Here is an 18,962-nt window from a genome sequence, read left to right on the forward strand (position 1 = left end):
TTCGCTAAAAGAAGGAAGGGGAATAGGTTGAAAACAAAAAATAAGCTGGTCCGGATGTCAAAGGTGTTATCGATGGCTTTTGTGATTTTCTTGCAAATTTATTGGTATAAACTTCGCCGAAAACCAAAAGCGGAGTGGGAAACACTTTGGGGGAAAATAGGTGAACAGTATCGAAATACTCTGTTTGAATTAGAAGGTTTATTGATTAAAGTCGGACAATTTCTGAGCACACGGGCGGATTTGCTGCCGAAAGCATTTATCAGTCAAATCGAAGACCTGACTGATAAAGTTCCCCCGTCTGACTGGAGGGAGATTGAGAAAATTCTAGAGAATCAGTGGGGGGAGTCACTTCAAGAAAACTTTCTCTCCATCGAAAAAACAGCGATTGCTTCCGCCTCGATTGGAGAAGTGTATAAAGGGATCCTAAAGGATGGGACAGAGGTTGCGATTAAAGTAAAACGGCCTTATATCGATAGCATTGTCCAAACGGATTTCCGGGTTTTAGCGATTATCATTTGGTTTCTCGACCATCTCGTGCCGATTCCAAAAGGTTTTATTAATTTTAAAGTCCTCTATCAAGAACTTAAACAAGTAATTGAACGAGAGCTTGACTATACAATGGAACGCGATACCATCTTGTTCTTTAGAGAACGGTTTAAGGATATGGATATCGTCAAAATTCCTTCAGTGTATGCGGAGCTTAGTACACCCAATGTCCTGGTGATGGAGTGGGTAGAGGGGATTCGACTTACCGATATCGAGGGGTTGGAACTGGTTACAGTCAGTCGCCAAGAGCTGGCTCAAAGGCTGATGAAGGTTTTTCTTCCCCAATGGCTGGAGCCTGGTAAGTTCCATGCAGATCCGCATCCCGGGAATGTTCTGGTTTCAAACGACGGGAAAATCATTTTACTCGATTTTGGAATGATTGGCGAAATCAGCAAAAAGGATGCTGCTCATTTTCAAAATCTAATAGAAAGTTTTCTTTCGAAAAATTATTCAAAAGCCGTGGATGGCTTATCCCAACTAGGATTCTTGCTTCCGGAGGCAGATTCTAGAACAATGGAGAAGCTTTTGGCAGAGATGGTTTCCTTCGATCCGGATCAATTAAAGCAAATGGATTTGCTTGCCTTTAAAATGGAGATGAACGATACCATCCAATCGCTTCCGATTCAGGTTCCGACAAGATTTGTCTTCTTAGGCAGATCTTTCGTTACGGTCGAAGGAATCATCCGCAATCTTGCTCCGGAGGCAGATCTCATGGACTTAGCTAAACCTATTTTTTTAGAATGGTTGAACAAACAAGGGAATCATAAATGGTCCTTTATCTGGCAATGGGTTCAGTCACAGCCTGTATTTAAGCTCTTCCACTCGGTAACGGAATTCCTAAATACCCCCCAAAGGCTGGAGGATTTAAAGGAACTGGAACAAAGAAGACAATTTCAATTTATGATTTATGAAAATAATAAAAAGCACTTCTTTCAGTTACTCATCCTTGGAATCATCGGAATGGCAGCAGGTACTTATACGTCTCACTCGCTTATCTTGAATGTGGCAGCTGGTGGAACCGTCGTCGCTTTGGCAGGGTATTATATGTGCGGCCATAAACAGAAAAAATGGATGAAGTACATGCATGAGAAAAGAAGAGATTAGGGAGGTTTTGATATGAACTTAGTGTTTTACGGTGCCATTAGTTTGGATGGCTATTTAGCACGTGAGAATCATTCATTGGATTGGTTATTTGGAACCGAGGGGGAAAAGGAAACGGGTTATCAGGAGTTTTATGAAAGTGTCGACATCATTTTAATGGGTCGGAATACGTATGATCAAATCTCCATTTTGTCACCAGATAAATTCCCGTATGAGGGTAAGCCCTGCTATGTTTTTTCGCGTACGCTGAAGGGTTCGATGGAACATGTAACTTTTATTAATGAGGATATTGTCGGTTTTACTCAATCCTTGAAGGAGCAGGAGGGCAAAAGAATTTGGATGGTGGGCGGGGGAGAAGTGCTACAACACCTTATCCAGTCAAATGTAGTGGATGAATTCATCATTCAAATTGCTCCAACCCTTATCGGCCGAGGGATTCCATTGTTTGTCCCAGGCGACCAGGAAAATGAACTCACCCTCGTTGACGTTCGACGGTACAAGCAATTTGCGGAATTGCACTATCATGTAAAGAGGTGACCGTGGGGACGGTTCTAGTGGTCATTTTATGGAGTGGATATCCACTTTTCTGACCACCAGAACCGTCCCCGTGTCCCCCACCCTCGTTATCTAGTGGTTTCCTGATAGGTCACGTTGGTGACTTGTTGGGTTTCGTTGTTAAATTCAATATTTACATAAACGCCAAATTCCTTTTGATTATCTTTAAGCCAAAATTTGAATCGCTCAATGGAGGTTTGCTGTCCTCGAGTTTTTCCGACATAGAGATAATCAATCACTTTGGCATTTGGATACTTTTCCTTCGTCTTATCCATCGCCAACACACTCCACTTCGCATACGGAGGTATCGGTTTTTGTTGTGCATGTGCAGAGTTGTCGAAGTGAAATGGAGTAGCAAGGGTAGAACAGAAAAGTATCGATAGACATATTATCAGCTTTTTCATGTAAAATCCCCCTTTGTTGTTCTGTTATCATGGCATTCAAAAAAGGAAATTATGTACCTGACTGAATAAATGGGTCATGAGGCCTATCTGGGACCGGGGGGATGGTTCTAGTGGTCTTTTTTATGGAAAAATAATCCATTTTTCGGACCACAAGAACCGTCCCCATGGTCACAACTATGGGTCAAAAAAGAGGAGGGTTAACCTTGAAGAAGAAGATTGGCTGCTTGCATGCGCATTATTCTAATATCGACTATATCGAAAGTGTATTTTCACTATATGACCTCGAGCTACGTCATTACGTTGACCCTGGTTTGATCTATGTGTTGCAGAACGACCAAGTGTCTGTGGCGGAAAAGAGGGTGAAGGATCAAATACAATGGATGGCTCAATCAGGAGTGGATGCCATTCTCATCACATGCACGAACTATATTGCATTACTGAAGCAATTCGAGGTTACTATACCCATCATCAAGATCGATGAACCGTACTTTGAAGCGCTGTGCAAGACGCAACAGCCTCAGACGATTCTATTTACGAACCCTGATACGGTACCAGGAACGATGGCTAGGCTCCACCACTATGCAAAAATCCAACAGAAAACATTGGATATCGAGGTTAAAGTAATAGAGAATACCTTCCAATTCATTATGAGCGGAGAAAAGGAGAAGTATCAAACTGCTGTTTGCGATTACATAATGCAACTGGATAGCACCCGCAGCCTGTCAGTTGCTCAATTATCGATGGTGGCAGCGGCAAACCAGATAGAGCATGAGACCTCCAAAACCATCATCAACCCATTAAATACGTTGATTTCATCGATGGTAAGTCAATTAAACCTAGAAAAAATCGCAGAACAATGATTGTTCTGCGATACCAGTTTAAATTCCTTTTCCACCTCTAGGCATAAGCGTCGAAATCCTTTCCATTCCAGCAAGAATCGGTTTCGCCTTCTGAATCAAGGTTTGTGTGGATTCCAGTGATAATGAACCCTGATGGGCACTCTCGCTGCTCCACACCTCATAGACATAGACAGCGTTAGCATCTTCCGGTGCCACGCTTACAAGATATAATTCACAATCATCTAGGTTTTGCAACGATTCTGCGGCTTCTAAAAGAATCGTTGTCAGCCTTTCCCGTTCGCCATCTTTTGCAATCAGCTTTCCATATATCCCGAATTTCTCCACCTGCATTCCTCCTCTTTACGTTCCATTTTACTTTAATCGCCCTAATGACTGTCTATTAATCAACGCCACAAAAAAATTTTTTCTCTATCCATTTTTTCACTTAAATGTTGGGCAATTTAAAAAGAAACTACTATCAAGGCAGGGATTATAATGAGTGCTCAAAGTGAGGCTTTACATAAGTTAATCAAAGAACAACAACAGGGAGCAGAACAATGGCTGCATTATTGGCGGGAGTTTTCGGCCTTTGATACGTGGCAATTTTGGTTTCATGTGATGATGTTCGTGACCCCGCTAATCATACTTTTTTTTGCAATGGACTGGAAAAGGGCCCTTCAACTAGGCTTTTATGGATTTAATGTCCATGCTTGGTTTTTCTATTTTGATGATTTTGGTACGACGCAGGGGCTTTGGACGTATCCTTATAAAATGATCCCCTATATCCCTCACAGTGTAGGAATGGACGCCTCACTGGTCCCGGTATTGTTCATATTGGTGTACCAATGGACGACAAAACATAATAAAAATTATTACCTCTATACACTGTTATTAAGTCTATTTCTTTCGTTTATTCTAAAACCAATCTTAGTCATGCATTATTTGTTCAAGTTCAACTCTTGGGTCAATTACTTTCACCTGTTCTTGACCTATATCGTTATTCTCGTCCTATCGAAGGTGATTACGGATTTCTTCCTATTTATGAAAAAAAGGGCAGAAGAGAAGCCAACACAAGTGGAACCTAAAAAGAAACGCAGGAAGAGCAGGTTTAAATGATTATTGACTACCTGCCAAAACAGACTCTCCATAAAAGTTTAGTTTATCTGCCTAATTAACTATTCTACCTGCATAAACAAGTACTTCACCTGCGAACTAGTCACTGACACCAGTTGTATTCTGAAAAAGCCCCCGGAACTGGTAAATAATTGGGTAAAATGGGTTGAAATGAGGTTGAAATTCTCCAAGGAGATATGTTTTCAAGATACCTTCTTTCAGGAAAACCATCTTACCTGCCGAAAATGTTACTCTATCTGCATAGAAGGTTAGTTTACCTGCCTAATTAACTATGTTACCTGCATAAACTATCTCTTCACCTGCAAGCTAGTCACGGAGACAAGTCGCTTCTAAAAAATAGACTGGAACTGGTACTCAAATGGGTAAAAAGGGGTGAAATGAGGACAAAATTCTCCGGGGAAGTCTGTTTTCAAGACACCTTCTTTCAGGAAAACCATCTTACCTGCCGAAAATGTTGCTCTATCAGCATAGAAGGTTAGCTTATCTGCCTAATTAGCTATTCTACCTGCATAAACAAGTTCTTCACCCGCGAACTAGTCTCCCTAGATTAGATCAGCGTGGTTTTAGAATCAAAAAAGCCAGGCAATTATCATGCCTGGCGTAGGGTGTTAATAGAATCGTTTAAACCCATCAAAGTGAGCGGTGTAGTAAGGGTTGCTTAGGTTAGCGATTGAGACTCCCCTTTTCTCATCGGCATGGAGAAATTCGTTATTGCCAAGATAGATGCCGAGGTGAGAGATTCCTTTTTTATATGTATTTTCGAAAAAGACCAAGTCGCCTGGTTTTGGCTGGTCGACATAGTAGGTACGGCTATAGTAACCCTCAGCGGAATAGCGGCCGATTTTGTAGCCAGCCTTATTTGCAACATAATAGATAAAGCCGCTGCAATCAAAGCCATTTAACGTAGATCCACCCCAAACATATGGTGTACCCATAACGCTTTTGGCTACATTAATAAAGTCAGTTGCGAATTCTCCAACTGTAACTGGTTCAACAACAGGCGGAGTAACGACCGCTGCCTCACCAGAAACCTTCAGCTTTTGGCCTACAAAAATCTTGTCCGAATTCAAACCGTTGATTTCCTTTAATTTCTGAACCGTCATATTAAACTTCAGAGAAATTCCACCTAAAGTATCCCCGCTTTTGATTGTATACTCAGACGTTTTCTCAGATTGGACAGGTGGTGCTACGGGAGGTGCTGGAGTAGGAGTTACCTCTACTGCCTTCCCAGTAACCTTCAATTTTTGTCCCACATAGATTCGATCCGAGTTTAAACCGTTAAGCTGCTTTAATTCTGCCACACTCATTTTAAACTGCAAACCAATTTTTCCTAATGTATCACCATTTACAATGGTATAGACAGAAGAATCAGCAGGTGGAGTAACCGGAGTCTCTACTGGCGGCGTCGGTGGGGTTGGAGCTGCACCAACATTTCCTGAAACTTTAAGTGTTTGTCCAACATAAATCATGTCGGAATTCAAACCATTGAGTGATTTCAGTTCGGCAACACTTGTGCTAAATTGCTTGGCGATTTTGCCAAGGTAGTCACCGCTTTTGACTACATACGTAGTAGTAGAAGGAGCAGTTGTGTTTGTAACTGGCTTTGCTGGTTCTGCAGCAGCCGAAACCTTCAGTTTTTGATTCACTTGAAGCAAATCAGAATTTAAGTTATTCAAGCTCTTTAATTCTGAAACAGTCGTTTGATATTTTGATGCAATCTTCCATAGGGAATCTCCCTTTTCAACCGTATGTGTACTGGCGTATGCGGAACCAGCATATACTGTCGAAAGAAAGGCAGCGGTCGAAACCGCTCGAACGATAGTTTTCTTCATTGACAGATCACCTCTATTATTCTGGTATATTACACATATTCTACCATGAATTTCCTCTAAAACGGTATACAAAGTTACAAACTAACCCTAAGTAAGGCGAAAAAAGTAATATCCTCAAAGTTTAATAGAAAAAAACTCACTTTTTGAAAGATGAAATTGTTAGTCTGATAGCAAAAAAGTAGTTCTTTTTTAAGACAAGAACACAATATATTAAGTGTACTATTTTCCTAGGAGGTTCATTTTGAAACATTACAAAAGGTATATGAAAAAGTATGGAATGATATCTGCCGTTGTCGTCGTCGTAGTCGTTGGAACAACTCTTTTCCTCGTTTTTAATAAGGATAATAAGGACAAAGTCGATGGAAATTCGCAACTGAGTGCAAGCCGTGGTGAGATTCAAGTAGACCCAATCGCGAATAAGGCAAATCCTAAGGTCGGAGAGAATGGAACTCCTACTAGCAAAAGAGCTGCAGAAAACCAACAAGCTAAAAAACAAGAAGAACTAGTAGAGGAAATTAAGAAAATGGTTAAACCGGAATGGGAAAAGATGAATCAAGTTGCGGATAAAAGGCTCACTGAACTAATGAACGAGGCGCAGGAAGAGTATAAGGCTAAGAAGGAAAGAAATCTGGATTTTTCTAGAATGGAAGGGAAGTATCGGGCCATTTATAACGACTATGAGGAAGATACGAAGACCATGGTTGATAAAATCATTTCCACGATCCAAAAAGAAGTGATAGAGAACAATCTGAATAGTAATATTGGCAACGAATACTTGCAACTGTATAAAGTTGAAAAAGAAAAACGAATAGAAAAAGTAAGTAATGAATTAAAGAAACTTTCCTAAAACGTTGTAGGTTTGCACTCTCAGCACCTTTGAGAGGCAATCCTTTTTTATTTTCTTTGAATTTGCCGTAGATAAATACCATGTGATGTCATAGTATTCAATACTATTATAAGAAAAATAATATTCTGTTAATTTTTTTAGTACGAGGTTCTAAAGTGGGAGATTATTCCTATACATAGTAACAAAGGAGGGGATCAATTGAGTAAAGGAAAAAAGAATAAGGAGGGCTATGATTGAGAAAAAGACCAATTATTCTTAGTGCTTTGTGCCTGTTATTAGCCCTTCCAAACGCTGCGTTGGCAAATAGTAATCAGGCACAAACTCCACAATCCGTAAACGTGGAGGCAGGTGAGCAAGTAAACGCAGAAGTAAAATCTACCGCTATTACCGCGTTAGCAGAGGATTACACTGCACCTGTTCTAGTAAATGCAACCGTTGATAAGACGTCAGTGGGAGTAGGGGAAAGTATTTCGATAACAGCAGAAGTAACCGATGATTTAAGTGAAGTGGCACGGGTAGAAGCCGTCCTAGTTCATGATGGAGGCTGGAAGTTTCTCCCGTTAACACTTGATACTGAGACAAATGAATGGAAAGGTACATATACTATCGAAGAATATGATCGCAGTGGTACCTGGACGATAGAGTTTGATATGTACGACGCTTTAGGGAATTATGATTATAGTGTGGGACCTGATGTGGAAGTGGTGAATCCGACTGGCGGTGACACGGAAAGTCCAACAGTAGGACCGGCATCTGTCTCTCCCTTAAATGTAGTTGCAAATCAAGAGTTCACAATCAAGGCAGAAGTAAGTGACAATGTTCAAGTGGGCAATGTAAGAGCGGAGATAACCAATTTTTCTTCTTCTTATTATGTGCCGTTAACCTTAAATACCGAAACAAATCAGTGGGAAGGCAGCTATTCTCTTAGCGAAGATGATCTTTCGGGTTCTTGGTATGTGTATATTGATACGTTTGATACCGCGGGGAACTTTAGTTTTAGTGAAAACCCTTTAGAATTTGTATTATCCAATCCTTTAAGTGATGGTAATGCTCCAAGTATTGGGGAACCAGTCTTTTCTCAAACTTCTGCCTATGTGAATGATACGATTCAAATAAAGGTTCCGGTAAGTGATGACAAAACAGGGGTAAGTTCTGTTTTTGCTAGTTTCTCCCATGCAGACACTCCTAATGAGGTACACACTACTGCTTTTGGTTTCCCTAGTGCAACGGAAGGAGAATGGGTCATTGATCTCTACATTGACTCCAGTTTCCAATCTGGTGCATGGAATGTAGTGATTTATGCTTCAGATAAAGCTGGAAACAGTGTATTCAAAGAACAGATAGGTGCCTTTGATGTTATGAATGATGAGGTCGACATAATACCTCCTGATATTTCAAATGTAGTAGTGACACCTCAAGGAGAGGTCCAGGTGGGTGACACTGTTACCGTGACAGCCAAGGTAACCGACAATGTAGGAGTAGATTCCGTAAATGCTATTTTTGATAGTCAATTAGCTTACGAATTTATACCAATGAGTTACGATCAAGCAAATGACCAGTGGGTTGGAACCTTCCCAATCCAAGAAACAACACCACCAGGTTTCTACCGGGTTTCTGTTAATGCTCTTGATAAAGGATGGCTTCCTAATTGGGCAGATGCAGAAGGCAGCTTTACGGTAGTCAACCCTGAAGGTGACTATACGGGCCCTGTTATTTCTGATGTCCTGCTCGATAAAACGGAGGTGGATGCCGGTGCCAGTGTCACGATATCGGCAACTGTGGAAGATGCAGAATCAGGCGTAGCGTTCGTAACCGTAAATTATGGCAATAACTTTGATACCATCGATTTGACTTACGACAGTACCCTCCAGAAATGGATTGGAACCATCCCTGTTCCAACGAATATTCCTGATGGGGAAGTCGTTACGATCAATTCGGTTACTGCAGTAGACATGGCAGGAAATCCTACTCCATACTTTGGCGCAGGTTCATTCCTCGTTCATAATCCTGATGGAGACTTTACGGCACCGGTTCTGGCAGGCTTGGAGATTACACCTGCTGTTGCTCGGGTAGGTGACGTAATTCAATTTAAAGCGAAGGTTACCGATAACAAAACAGGTGTGAAGGAAGTCTATTTATGGATGGGCGACCAGCCAGAAATACCGTTAACCTATGATGAACCTTCTGATTCATGGATAGGAAGTTATACGGTAAAAGAAAATGATCCGTCGGGTGAATATCCTGTTTGGTTTGGAGCAGGAGACAATAATGGTAACTACAACGAGTATGATTCACAACAAAGTGTAACGATAGATAATTCGGAAGCAGATGTAACGGCGCCTGTTGTGGAAGCAGTAGAAATTACACCAGCAGAAGCGAATGTTGGCGACACTGTGATCATTTCAGCAACACTCTCAGATGCAGATTCTGGAGTTTTTAGTGCATTTGCTAGAGTAACTTCTCCAGACGGCGGAAAATCTGAATCTATCACACTAGCTTTGAATACAGCTACTAACAAGTGGGAAGGAACCTATGAAATTACTGAATTTGATGTTCCAGGCACTTGGCAGGTAGATGTAACCGCATATGACGTTGCGGGTAACGATGGAAGCAATGCAGAAGCCTATCCATTCGTGATCAATAATCCTGATAACGGTGATGAAACGGCACCTTCTGTTGTATCTTTTGCGATGACGCCAACAACGGTGTGGCCAGGAGAAACACTTCATTTTGAAGCAGAGATTGCGGATGAAGACTCTGGGGTTAAAGCAGCAGTTGTCACTTTGTTTAATAGCGAAAATCTGACTACAACAAGGATTGACTTAACAGAAGCAAACGGAGTTTGGAGTGCTGACTATATCATTCCTGAATTCACTGGAGCAGGTTTCTATTCAGTAAAAGTAGAGGTTGAGGACAATGCAGGAAATGTGGCGAACTATTTGCCATCCGAAAGTCTGCTTATTCTGAATGAAGCACCTGATGAAACCGCACCAAGCTTTGAGGGAATCAGCATTTCACCTGAAACAGCAGCAGCGGGTGATGAGGTAACCTTTAAGCTGACCTTTAGTGATAGTCAATCAGGCGTGAAGAATGCTAGATTAATCTTGTTTAATCCAGATGGTCCAGATTCCTATAACGCAGATGATACAAGAGGGTATAGATATATTGAGTTAACACAGCAAGACAATCAGTGGGTGGGAACGTACACAGTGGCAGAAAGTGATCCTGCTGGAGCCTGGACTCTTTCTTATGAGGTAGAGGACAATATAGGAAATGCGAATTCAGCAGCCATTGGCCAAGTGCTTGAAGTTGTAAAAGCACCGGTGGAATTACCTGTGTCGGTGAATGAGGTAAGTGATAAGGATTCATCCGTAACAGGTCAAACCCAAGCGGGTGCTAAAGTGGAAGTAAAAGCAAATGGAACCATCATTGGCAGTACTACAGCTGGAGCGGATGGGAAGTTTACAGTTACCATCCCTGTTCAAAAAGCGGGAACGGAATTAGTGGTTACGGCTGCAGACGATGCTGGGAATACAAGTGCCGCAGCGAAAGTGGTGGTAAAAGACGTAACAGCTCCTGAACAGCCAACTGTCAATCAGGTAACTGAGAGTGATACTTCTGTAACAGGAAAAGCAGAAGCCGGTTCTAAGGTTGAAGTGAAAGCAAATGGAGCGGTGATCGGAAGCGGTACAACAGGTGAAGATGAGACGTTTAGCGTCACAATCCCAGCTCAAAAAGCGGGAACGGAATTAGATGTCACCGCGGCAGACAATGCAGGGAATGTAAGTGCCGCAGCGAAAGCAGTTGTAAAAGACGTAACCACACCTGACCAGCCAACGGTTAATGAAGTAACGGAAAAGGATACTTCCATAACTGGAAAAGCAGAAGCAGGATCTAAAGTAGAGGTAAAAGCAAATGAAACCGTCATTGGCAGTGCAACGGTTGGTAATGATGGCGCGTTTACCGTCACGATCCCACTTCAAAAAGCAGGAACGGAATTAGAAGTGACTGCTATAGACGGAGCTGGAAATGCAAGTACGCCGGTGAAAGTGGTAGTAAAGGACGTAACAGCCCCTGATCTGCCATCTGTAAATGAAGTAACAGACAAGGCTACTTCTGTTACAGGAAAAGCAGAAGCAGGTTCTAACGTAGAGGTAAAAGTAAATGGAACCATTGTTGGCAGCACTACAGCTGGAGCAGATGGAACGTTTACTGTCACAATTCCAGTTCAAAAGGCAGGAACTGAATTAGAGGTTACCGCTACAGACAAAGCTGGCAATATAAGTGCAGCAGCGAAAGTGGTTGTGAAAGACGTAACCCCACCTAACCAACCAACTGTAAGTGACGTAACCGACAAAGCTACTTCTGTAACAGGAACAACAGAAGCTGGATCTATTGTAGAAGTAAAAGCAAATGGTTCTAGCATTGGCAGTGGAACAGCTGGAGCCGACGGAAAGTTTACCGTCACAATTCTAGTTCAAAAAGCAGGAACAGAATTAACAGTTACAGCTACAGACAAAGCTGGCAATCTAAGTGCAGCAGCAAAAGTGGTTGTGAAAGACGTAACCGCCCCTAACCAACCAACTGTAAGTGACGTAACCGACAAGGCTACTTCCGTAACAGGAACAGCAGAAGCTGGTTCGAGTATAGAAGTAAAAGCAAATGGTTCTGCCATTGGCAGTGGAACGGCTGGAGCCGATGGGAAGTTTACCGTCACAATCCCTGTTCAAAAAGCAGGAACAGAGTTAACTGTCACGGCTACAGACAAAGCTGGCAATCTAAGTGCAGCAGCAAAAGTGGTTGTGAAAGATGTAACCGCACCTAACCAACCAACTGTAAGTGATGTAACTGACAAGGCTACTTCCGTAACTGGAACAGCAGAAGCGGGAACTATAGTAGAAGTAAAAGCAAATGGTTCTGCCATTGGCAGTGGAACAGCTGGAACCGACGGGAAGTTTACCGTCACAATCCCTGTTCAAAAAGCAGGAACGGAATTAGTCGTTACGGCTACAGACAAAGCTGGAAATGTAAGTACAGCGGCGAAAGTAGTGGTAAAAGACGTAACTGCGCCTGCACAGCCAGCTGTAAATCAAGTTACTGACACTGATACTTCTGTAACAGGAAAAGCAGAAGCCGGTTCTAAGGTAGAAGTGAAAGCAACTGGAAAACTCATTGGCAGTACGACAGCTGGAACGGAGGGCACGTTCACCGTCACCATTCCTGTTCAAAAGGAAGGAACGGAACTAGAGGTAACGGCTACAGACAAAGCTGGCAATGTGAGCACAATAGCGAAAATAGTAGTAAAAGACACAACGGCATCCGAAAAACCATCTGTGAATGAAGTAACTGACAAAGATGCTTCTGTAACAGGAATAGCGGAAGCAGGATCTAAAGTAGATGTAAAAGTAAATGGTTCTGCCATTGGCAGTGCAATTGCTGCAACAGATGGAAAGTTCACCGTGGCAATCCCTGTTCAAAAGGCAGGAACAGAATTAGTCGTTACAGCTACAGACAAAGCTGGCAATATAAGTGCAGTAGTGATTGTCGTGGTAAAGGACATAACGGCACCTAACCAACCATCAATAAGTGAAGTAACTGACAAGAGTACCTCCGTAACAGGAACAGCAGAAGCAGGTTCAAAAATAGAGGTAAAAGCAAATGGTGCTGCCATTGGCAGTGGAACAGCTGGAGCCGATGGGAAGTTCACGGTCACAATCCCTGTTCAAAAGGCAGGAACAGAATTAACCGTTACAGCTATAGACAAAGCTGGCAATGTAAGTGGAGCAGCAAAAGTCGTGGTAAAAGACGTAACGGCCCCTAACCAGCCATCTGTAAGTGATGTAACTGACAAGGATACTTCGGTAACAGGAACAACAGAAGCCGGTGCTAAAGTAGAAGTAAAAGCAAATGGAACAGTCATTGGCAGTGCTGCTGCGGGAGCAGATGGGAAGTTTACGGTCAACATCCCTGTTCAAAAGGCAGGAACAGAATTAGCTGTAACAGCTACAGATAAAGCTGGCAATGTAAGTGCAGCAGCGAAAGTAGTAGTTAAAGACCAAACTCCATCTGAAAAACCAACTGTAAATGAAGTAACAGACAAAGCTACTTCAGTAACTGGAAAAGCAGAAGCAGGCTCTAAAGTAGAAGTAAGAGCAAATGGAACTATCATTGGCAGTGCTACAGCTGGGGCAGATGGAACGTTTACCGTCACAATCCCTGTTCAGAAAGCAGGTACGGAATTAGCGATTACAGCTACAGACAAAGCCGGTAATGTAAGTGCGGCAGTGAAAGTCATCGTTAAGGACGTAACAGGACCAGGCCAACCGTCTGTAAATCAGGTAACTGATAAGGATCCTTCTGTATCAGGAAGTGCAGAAGCTGGTTCTAAAGTAGAAGTAAAAGCAAATGGTTCAACCATTGGCAGTGCAACCGCTGGAGCGGATGGGAAGTTTACTGTCACCATCCCTGTCCAAAAAGCAGGAACAGAACTAGTCGTAACAGCTACAGACAAAGCTGGGAATGTAAGTGCCGGAGTGAAAGTGGTGGTTAAAGATGTCACACCGCCAGCCAAGCCGACAGTAAATGAAGTAACTGACAAAGATACTTCTGTAACAGGAAAGGCAGAAGCTGGTTCCAAAATTGAAGTGAAGGCAAATGGAACAGTCATTGGCAGCAGTACAACAGCTACCAATGGGGAATTTGCAGTTAAAATCCCAGCACAAAAAGGCGGTACGAACTTAGTGATTACTGCATCAGATGCAGCGGGTAATGTGAGTCAAGGTACCACGATAACAGTAAAAGGCACTACAACGGCTCCAGGAACCTCTACACTGGTAACATTAGCTGGTGATACGAGATATGATACAGCCATTAAGGTTTCGCAAACAGGCTGGAAAACAGCGAACAGCGTGCTGTTAGTAAACGCGTTTGCGATTGTCGATGGGTTAACAGCCACTCCATTAGCGTCAGCGAAGGATGCACCAATTCTCTTAACAGCAGCCGATTCCATTCCGCAATCTACACTGGACGAACTCGCACGCTTAAAGACAAAAGAGATCATCCTCATTGGAGGAGAGCTTGTTATTTCTCCTAAGGTTGAAAGTCTGCTTAAGCAAAAGGGGTATAAAGTTATTCGAATTGGCGGCATAACTCGATATGCTACCTCCCTGTTAATTGCGAAGGAACTTGATAAGCTAATGGATGTGAGCACGATTTATGTGGCCTATGGTTTTGGTGAACCTGATGCGCTATCAATTTCTGCTCAGGCAGGTTTGAAAAAGCAGCCAATCATTCTAGCTGACTTAGCAGCTGTGCCAGCTGAGACGTTAGCATGGTTAAAGAATGAACAGCTAACAGATGCTTATTTTATCGGTGGTGAAGATGTCGTTGCACCTTCTATCCTTACCCAAATCGATAAGATCACGTCTGCAAATGTTCTGAAGAACCGTATAGCTGGCTCAAATCGTCATGAAACGAATGCAAAGGTCTTTAGCAAGTTCTATTCGAATGTAGAATTATCTTCGATACTGGTAACGAAATCAGAAACCTTGAACTTAGTTGACGCTCTAACAGCAGGTCCATTAGCAGCTAAGCTAGGCTCACCGGTACTTTTGGTTTCAACTCCGTGGGGAATTTTACAGTCACAAAGACAAGTATTGGCTGGTAAGCATTTCAAACATGTTTATCAAGTTGGCGGCGGAGTTAACCCGACAGCCCTGGATGAAGTTTTAAAGTAAATAGTTAAGGAAGGAGCCCCGCTTTTTATAAAGCGGGGCTCTCTTTTAATATTTCTTATAAAGCCGGCTCCATTAGTCTGGCTTTTTTGTATACAGGGCTATAAAAGTGCACTTTGTAATATTTGCTTAATCCTAAGTCTAATCGGATAGTTTCTACCTATATAATAGAGAGAAATGTTTAAAATTGAAAAATAATTTACAAATTTCACCTATTTTCTACAATTAACTCTCCAAATAGGTTTACATATAGAAGCTAATTTAATAGAATGATAAATTATAAGAAGAAAAAGGAGGCTAAAACAAAGAGTGGATAGCAATAAAAAAGACCTTACGTCAGTACCTGTCGAATTCTCGGAGATTGTAAAAAAGGCTTATGAAAAGGGTCATAATGAAGATGGGATAACAATCACAAAATTGATTGAAGAGCTGAAATTGGATTTGAAAAATATGATGATTAATTAATATATAGAAAAGAAGACGAATCAGTTTGATTCGTCTTTATTGCTTGCTTATAAAGTAATTAAGAAGGAATTCACTCCAAATTTGAACGCCTTTGTCACTTGGTCCGTTTTGTTCTGGTAATAGATATTCAATCATTTCATCAGATTGATAATCTGGCCAAGCAGTCCAGTGATCAAGATAGGTAATACCATTTTGAACAGCGTAGTCTTTAACGGCTTCTACTTGAATTGGATAATATTTGGCATTATGAAGTGGATAGCCTGGTTGTATAATAATAGAAGCTTCAGGATTCTTAATACGAATTGCTTCTATTAAGAAAGACAAATTCTCTAATGTATATGATATTTCAACCACGCCGTTATCCATTAAGATGAAAGGCTCAATGACAACTAAATCTGCGGTCTCAGCTGCAACTTCCTCTTGGTGATTATTATTAATGAATTCTGAAGAGGATAAATCAAATGTTTTTAGACTAAGCTGGACATTTTTCTCACCGAAGGAATCAATCATTTTTTCCTTTACGACTGGGTAAGTGCCGGCAGTTTCAGAGCCGATAGAAGATGAACCGACAAAAAGAATTTTAAATGCCATATCTTCTGCTTGAGTTTGTTTGAATCGCTCGATGGCACTTGCGGGCCAATTGGATGCTAGAGCAATAACATCATTATTATCAGTTTCCTTATTTTTGGACTCTGACTTAGTGTTAGAATTTTGCTTAGTAGTTATTCCATCTTCAGTTGCCTTTGCTGACTGAATTCTTTCATTCCAGTAAGAATTGCCTAATATGATGACGGTAATACACGCAATTCCTAGTAAGACAGTTAGAATATTCTTCATTATATGATACCCCCAAAAAGATTTGCATATTCATTATAACAGAAACTGACAAAAAACTACGTCAAATTTCTCATTTATCAACATTAGACTGTAAAATTATTTCCAATTTCATTTTCGGACTTCAAAAATCGACAAAAGCGTGTAGAATAGTATAGGTGTTAAACAAATGAACAAAAAATGTAATCAAATTGTAAAAAATACATTTTTCTACAAGTTTCTATGATATAATACTTCTTGGTTTTTACCATCGATTAATAGGAGGTCAACATGGAAGAAACAATTGGTTTAAAAGAATTGTTACAAACTTTACGCAAACGACTTAGAATAATATTGAGCATAACTTTCATTGCTGTTTTGGTAAGTGGTATTGCAAGTTATTTCATCATAACGCCTGTGTATCAGGCATCTACACAATTGCTTATTAGTCAATCCAAAGATGGACAGGCTTCATATCAACTGAATGAAGTTCAAGCAAACCTGCAATTAATAAACACCTACAATGTTATTATTAAGAGCCCCGCAATTCTTGAATTGGTTATCAAAGATTTAAAATTGGATATTTCAGTTGGCGAACTGAATGAAAAAATCACCGTTCAAAAAGAGAAGGATTCACAAGTTGTAAACCTATCTGTACAGGACACAGATGCTGCGACTGCTGCAAAGATTGCAAATAAAACAGCTGAGATTTTCAAAAGTGAAATTGTTAAGATTATGAGTGTTGATAATGTCAGTGTTCTAGCAAAAGCTGATGTTTCAGAAAACCCAACACCAGTTAATCCTAAACCGTTATTAAATATTCTTGTTGCTTTATTTATTGGTCTTGTGGCGGGAATTGGATTAGCATTTATTTTAGAATACTTCGATAATACAGTTAAAGACGAACAAGAAATTGAAAAACTAATTGGGGTACCTGTTCTTGGTGTTATTGCAACGATGGATGATGCTATGGTGAAGGACAATAAAAATAGAAGAACTGACCGAAATACTAGACTAAGAGGTGAGACAATTGGCTCTTAAAAAAGATATTAAAAAAGTTATGAATAATAAAAGAAACTTGATTACAATCTTTGATTCTAAATCGCCAATTTCTGAACAATACCGAACGATTAGAACGAATATTCAGTTCTCCTCCATTGATAATGAAGTGAGTTCGTTAATGGTCACATCTTCTGGCCCAGGAGAAGGTAAATCAACTACTGTAGCAAATTTAGCTGTTGTTTTTGCTCAACAAGGTAAGAAGGTCTTGCTTATTGATGCGGACATGAGAAAACCAACTGTTCACTATACATTTAATTTTACTAATACAGTTGGACTAACAAGTGTATTAACAAAACAGGTGACTTTAGACCAAGCAGTTAAAGGATCATCTGAAAATAATCTGTTTGTATTAACAAGTGGTCCAATTCCACCAAATCCAGCAGAATTACTAAGTTCACAGGCTATGGCTCAATTTTTTGAGGATGTTAAAGAATATTTCGACCTTATTATCTTTGATACACCTCCTTTATTGGCAGTTACAGATGCTCAGATACTAGCCAATAAATGTGAGGGAACCTTGTTAGTAGTGTCTAGTGGTAAAACAGAAAAAGATATGATTGTTAAGTCAAAAGAGCTATTAGATAATGCTCAAGGAAAGTTATTAGGTGTAGTATTAAATAACAAAAAAATGCAAAATACCAACTATTACTATTATTATGGTGCGAAATAATTGCAAAAAATATTATTTATGACTGTTATTTGAAAGGGGTTGGATTGAATGATAGATATTCATTGCCATATATTAAATGGTATCGACGATGGTGCAAAATCAATTAATGATAGCATAGAAATGGCCAAGGAAGCTGCAAGAGAGGGGATTCATACAATCATCGCAACCCCTCATTTAAATAATCAGTATGATAATAGAAAGAAAAACATTCTTACTAGTGTTGAAGAGTTAAATAATGTACTTTCACAAGAAAAAGTCAACATTAAAATTCTACCGGGACAAGAACCGAGAATATACGGAGAAATACTCGAGGATTTTGAAAGAGACGAGATCCAAACGTTAAATGATACACAATACTTGTTTATTGAATTTCCATCAAATCATGTCCCAAGATACGCTGAAAAGTTGTTGTTTGATATACAAGTAAAGGGACTAACACCGATTGTCGTACACCCTGAAAGAAATTCCGAACTTATAGAGCGTCCAGAGTTATTATATAAATTTGTTGAAAAGGGTGCATTAACGCAATTAACGGCATCAAGTCTTACTGGTTATTTTGGAAAGAAAATCAAGGAATTCTCAATACAGTTAATTGAGTCTAATTTAACACATTTTGTTGCATCAGATGCTCATAATATTGTGAATCGATCTTTTAAAATGGGGGAAGCATTTGATTTCATAGAGTCGAAGTTTGGAATGGACTATGTTTATCTCTTTAGCGAAAACGCAGAGTTACTAGTTGAAGGAAAAAATATAATAAAAGAAATTCCAGAACCTATCAAAAAGAAAAAGCGATTCATACTATTTTAATTTAATAAAAAATAGTTGAGATGAGTAGCTACACTTTCTGTTATATATGGACACACTTGTTCATGGGTCCCTCTACCTGGTGACCCATGAACAAGTGATTTAACATAATGTATGAAGTTGGATTTTTTGCCTATGAAAAAAGCTATGAAAA

General features: G+C 40.5%; 14 protein-coding genes. 10 read left to right on the top strand and 4 right to left on the bottom strand.

From position 1 onward, the window contains the following. Nucleotides 1-27: 27 nt before the first annotated feature. Together M3189_RS17855 and M3189_RS17860 are read left to right on the top strand one after the other, a co-directional pair. Nucleotides 28-1,650, top strand: coding sequence for an ABC1 kinase family protein (locus M3189_RS17855; RefSeq protein ID WP_251636004.1), 1,623 nt, complete (start codon nucleotides 28-30; stop codon nucleotides 1,648-1,650). Nucleotides 1,651-1,662: 12 nt separating this feature from the next. Next, complete coding sequence (locus M3189_RS17860; protein ID WP_251636005.1) at nucleotides 1,663-2,184, top strand: dihydrofolate reductase family protein; 522 nt, start codon at nucleotides 1,663-1,665, stop codon at nucleotides 2,182-2,184. Nucleotides 2,185-2,270: 86 nt separating this feature from the next. Here M3189_RS17860 and M3189_RS17865 read toward each other — a convergent pair whose 3' ends face one another. After that, the gene (locus M3189_RS17865; protein WP_251636007.1) at nucleotides 2,271-2,606 is read right to left on the bottom strand and encodes a DUF3889 domain-containing protein; all 336 of its coding nucleotides are present in this window, start codon (nucleotides 2,604-2,606) and stop codon (nucleotides 2,271-2,273) included. Nucleotides 2,607-2,809: 203 nt separating this feature from the next. Between M3189_RS17865 and M3189_RS17870 the strand changes: the two genes are divergently transcribed. Continuing rightward, nucleotides 2,810-3,466 carry a hypothetical protein gene (locus M3189_RS17870; protein ID WP_251636009.1) on the top strand — a complete coding sequence of 219 codons (657 nt, stop codon included), beginning with the start codon at nucleotides 2,810-2,812 and terminating at the stop codon, nucleotides 3,464-3,466. Between the two features lie 18 nt (nucleotides 3,467-3,484). On the opposite strand, the gene M3189_RS17875 is transcribed toward M3189_RS17870, so the two are convergent. Further along, nucleotides 3,485-3,796 carry a putative quinol monooxygenase gene (locus tag M3189_RS17875; RefSeq protein ID WP_285889721.1) on the bottom strand — a complete coding sequence of 104 codons (312 nt, stop codon included), beginning with the start codon at nucleotides 3,794-3,796 and terminating at the stop codon, nucleotides 3,485-3,487. A gap of 144 nt (nucleotides 3,797-3,940) precedes the next feature. Here M3189_RS17875 and M3189_RS17880 point away from each other — a divergent pair, with 144 nt between their 5' ends. Continuing rightward, nucleotides 3,941-4,561, top strand: a complete 621-nt coding sequence (locus M3189_RS17880) for a CBO0543 family protein (RefSeq protein WP_251636013.1) — start codon at nucleotides 3,941-3,943, stop codon at nucleotides 4,559-4,561. A gap of 626 nt (nucleotides 4,562-5,187) precedes the next feature. Here M3189_RS17880 and M3189_RS17885 read toward each other — a convergent pair. Then, nucleotides 5,188-6,411, bottom strand: coding sequence for a LysM peptidoglycan-binding domain-containing protein (locus M3189_RS17885; RefSeq protein WP_251636015.1), 1,224 nt, complete (start codon nucleotides 6,409-6,411; stop codon nucleotides 5,188-5,190). A 241-nt stretch (nucleotides 6,412-6,652) separates the two neighbouring features. Between M3189_RS17885 and M3189_RS17890 the strand changes: the two genes are divergently transcribed. The 3 genes from M3189_RS17890 to M3189_RS17900 all read left to right on the top strand — a co-directional run bounded on the left by M3189_RS17890 (nucleotide 6,653) and on the right by M3189_RS17900 (nucleotide 15,456). Next, nucleotides 6,653-7,258, top strand: a complete 606-nt coding sequence (locus M3189_RS17890) for a hypothetical protein (RefSeq protein ID WP_251636017.1) — start codon at nucleotides 6,653-6,655, stop codon at nucleotides 7,256-7,258. A gap of 233 nt (nucleotides 7,259-7,491) precedes the next feature. Next, the gene (locus M3189_RS17895; RefSeq protein WP_251636049.1) at nucleotides 7,492-14,994 is read left to right on the top strand and encodes an Ig-like domain-containing protein; all 7,503 of its coding nucleotides are present in this window, start codon (nucleotides 7,492-7,494) and stop codon (nucleotides 14,992-14,994) included. A 306-nt stretch (nucleotides 14,995-15,300) separates the two neighbouring features. After that, complete coding sequence (locus M3189_RS17900; RefSeq protein WP_251636051.1) at nucleotides 15,301-15,456, top strand: hypothetical protein; 156 nt, start codon at nucleotides 15,301-15,303, stop codon at nucleotides 15,454-15,456. Between the two features lie 36 nt (nucleotides 15,457-15,492). Here M3189_RS17900 and M3189_RS17905 read toward each other — a convergent pair whose 3' ends face one another. Further along, nucleotides 15,493-16,293, bottom strand: coding sequence for an SGNH/GDSL hydrolase family protein (locus tag M3189_RS17905; protein WP_251636053.1), 801 nt, complete (start codon nucleotides 16,291-16,293; stop codon nucleotides 15,493-15,495). A gap of 267 nt (nucleotides 16,294-16,560) precedes the next feature. Here M3189_RS17905 and M3189_RS17910 point away from each other — a divergent pair, with 267 nt between their 5' ends. The 3 genes from M3189_RS17910 to M3189_RS17920 are packed head-to-tail and all read left to right on the top strand — an operon-like array spanning nucleotide 16,561 to nucleotide 18,811. Further along, complete coding sequence (locus M3189_RS17910; protein WP_251636055.1) at nucleotides 16,561-17,310, top strand: YveK family protein; 750 nt, start codon at nucleotides 16,561-16,563, stop codon at nucleotides 17,308-17,310. Beyond that, complete coding sequence (locus tag M3189_RS17915; protein ID WP_285889722.1) at nucleotides 17,300-18,001, top strand: CpsD/CapB family tyrosine-protein kinase; 702 nt, start codon at nucleotides 17,300-17,302, stop codon at nucleotides 17,999-18,001. The genes M3189_RS17910 and M3189_RS17915 overlap by 11 nt, the downstream gene beginning before the upstream one ends. A gap of 48 nt (nucleotides 18,002-18,049) precedes the next feature. Next, nucleotides 18,050-18,811, top strand: a complete 762-nt coding sequence (locus M3189_RS17920; protein WP_251636057.1) for a tyrosine-protein phosphatase — start codon at nucleotides 18,050-18,052, stop codon at nucleotides 18,809-18,811. Nucleotides 18,812-18,962: the final 151 nt, after the last annotated feature.

This window comes from Neobacillus niacini (assembly GCF_023715415.1).
GTDB classification, from domain to species: Bacteria; Bacillota; Bacilli; order Bacillales; family Cytobacillaceae; genus Neobacillus; species Neobacillus niacini_C.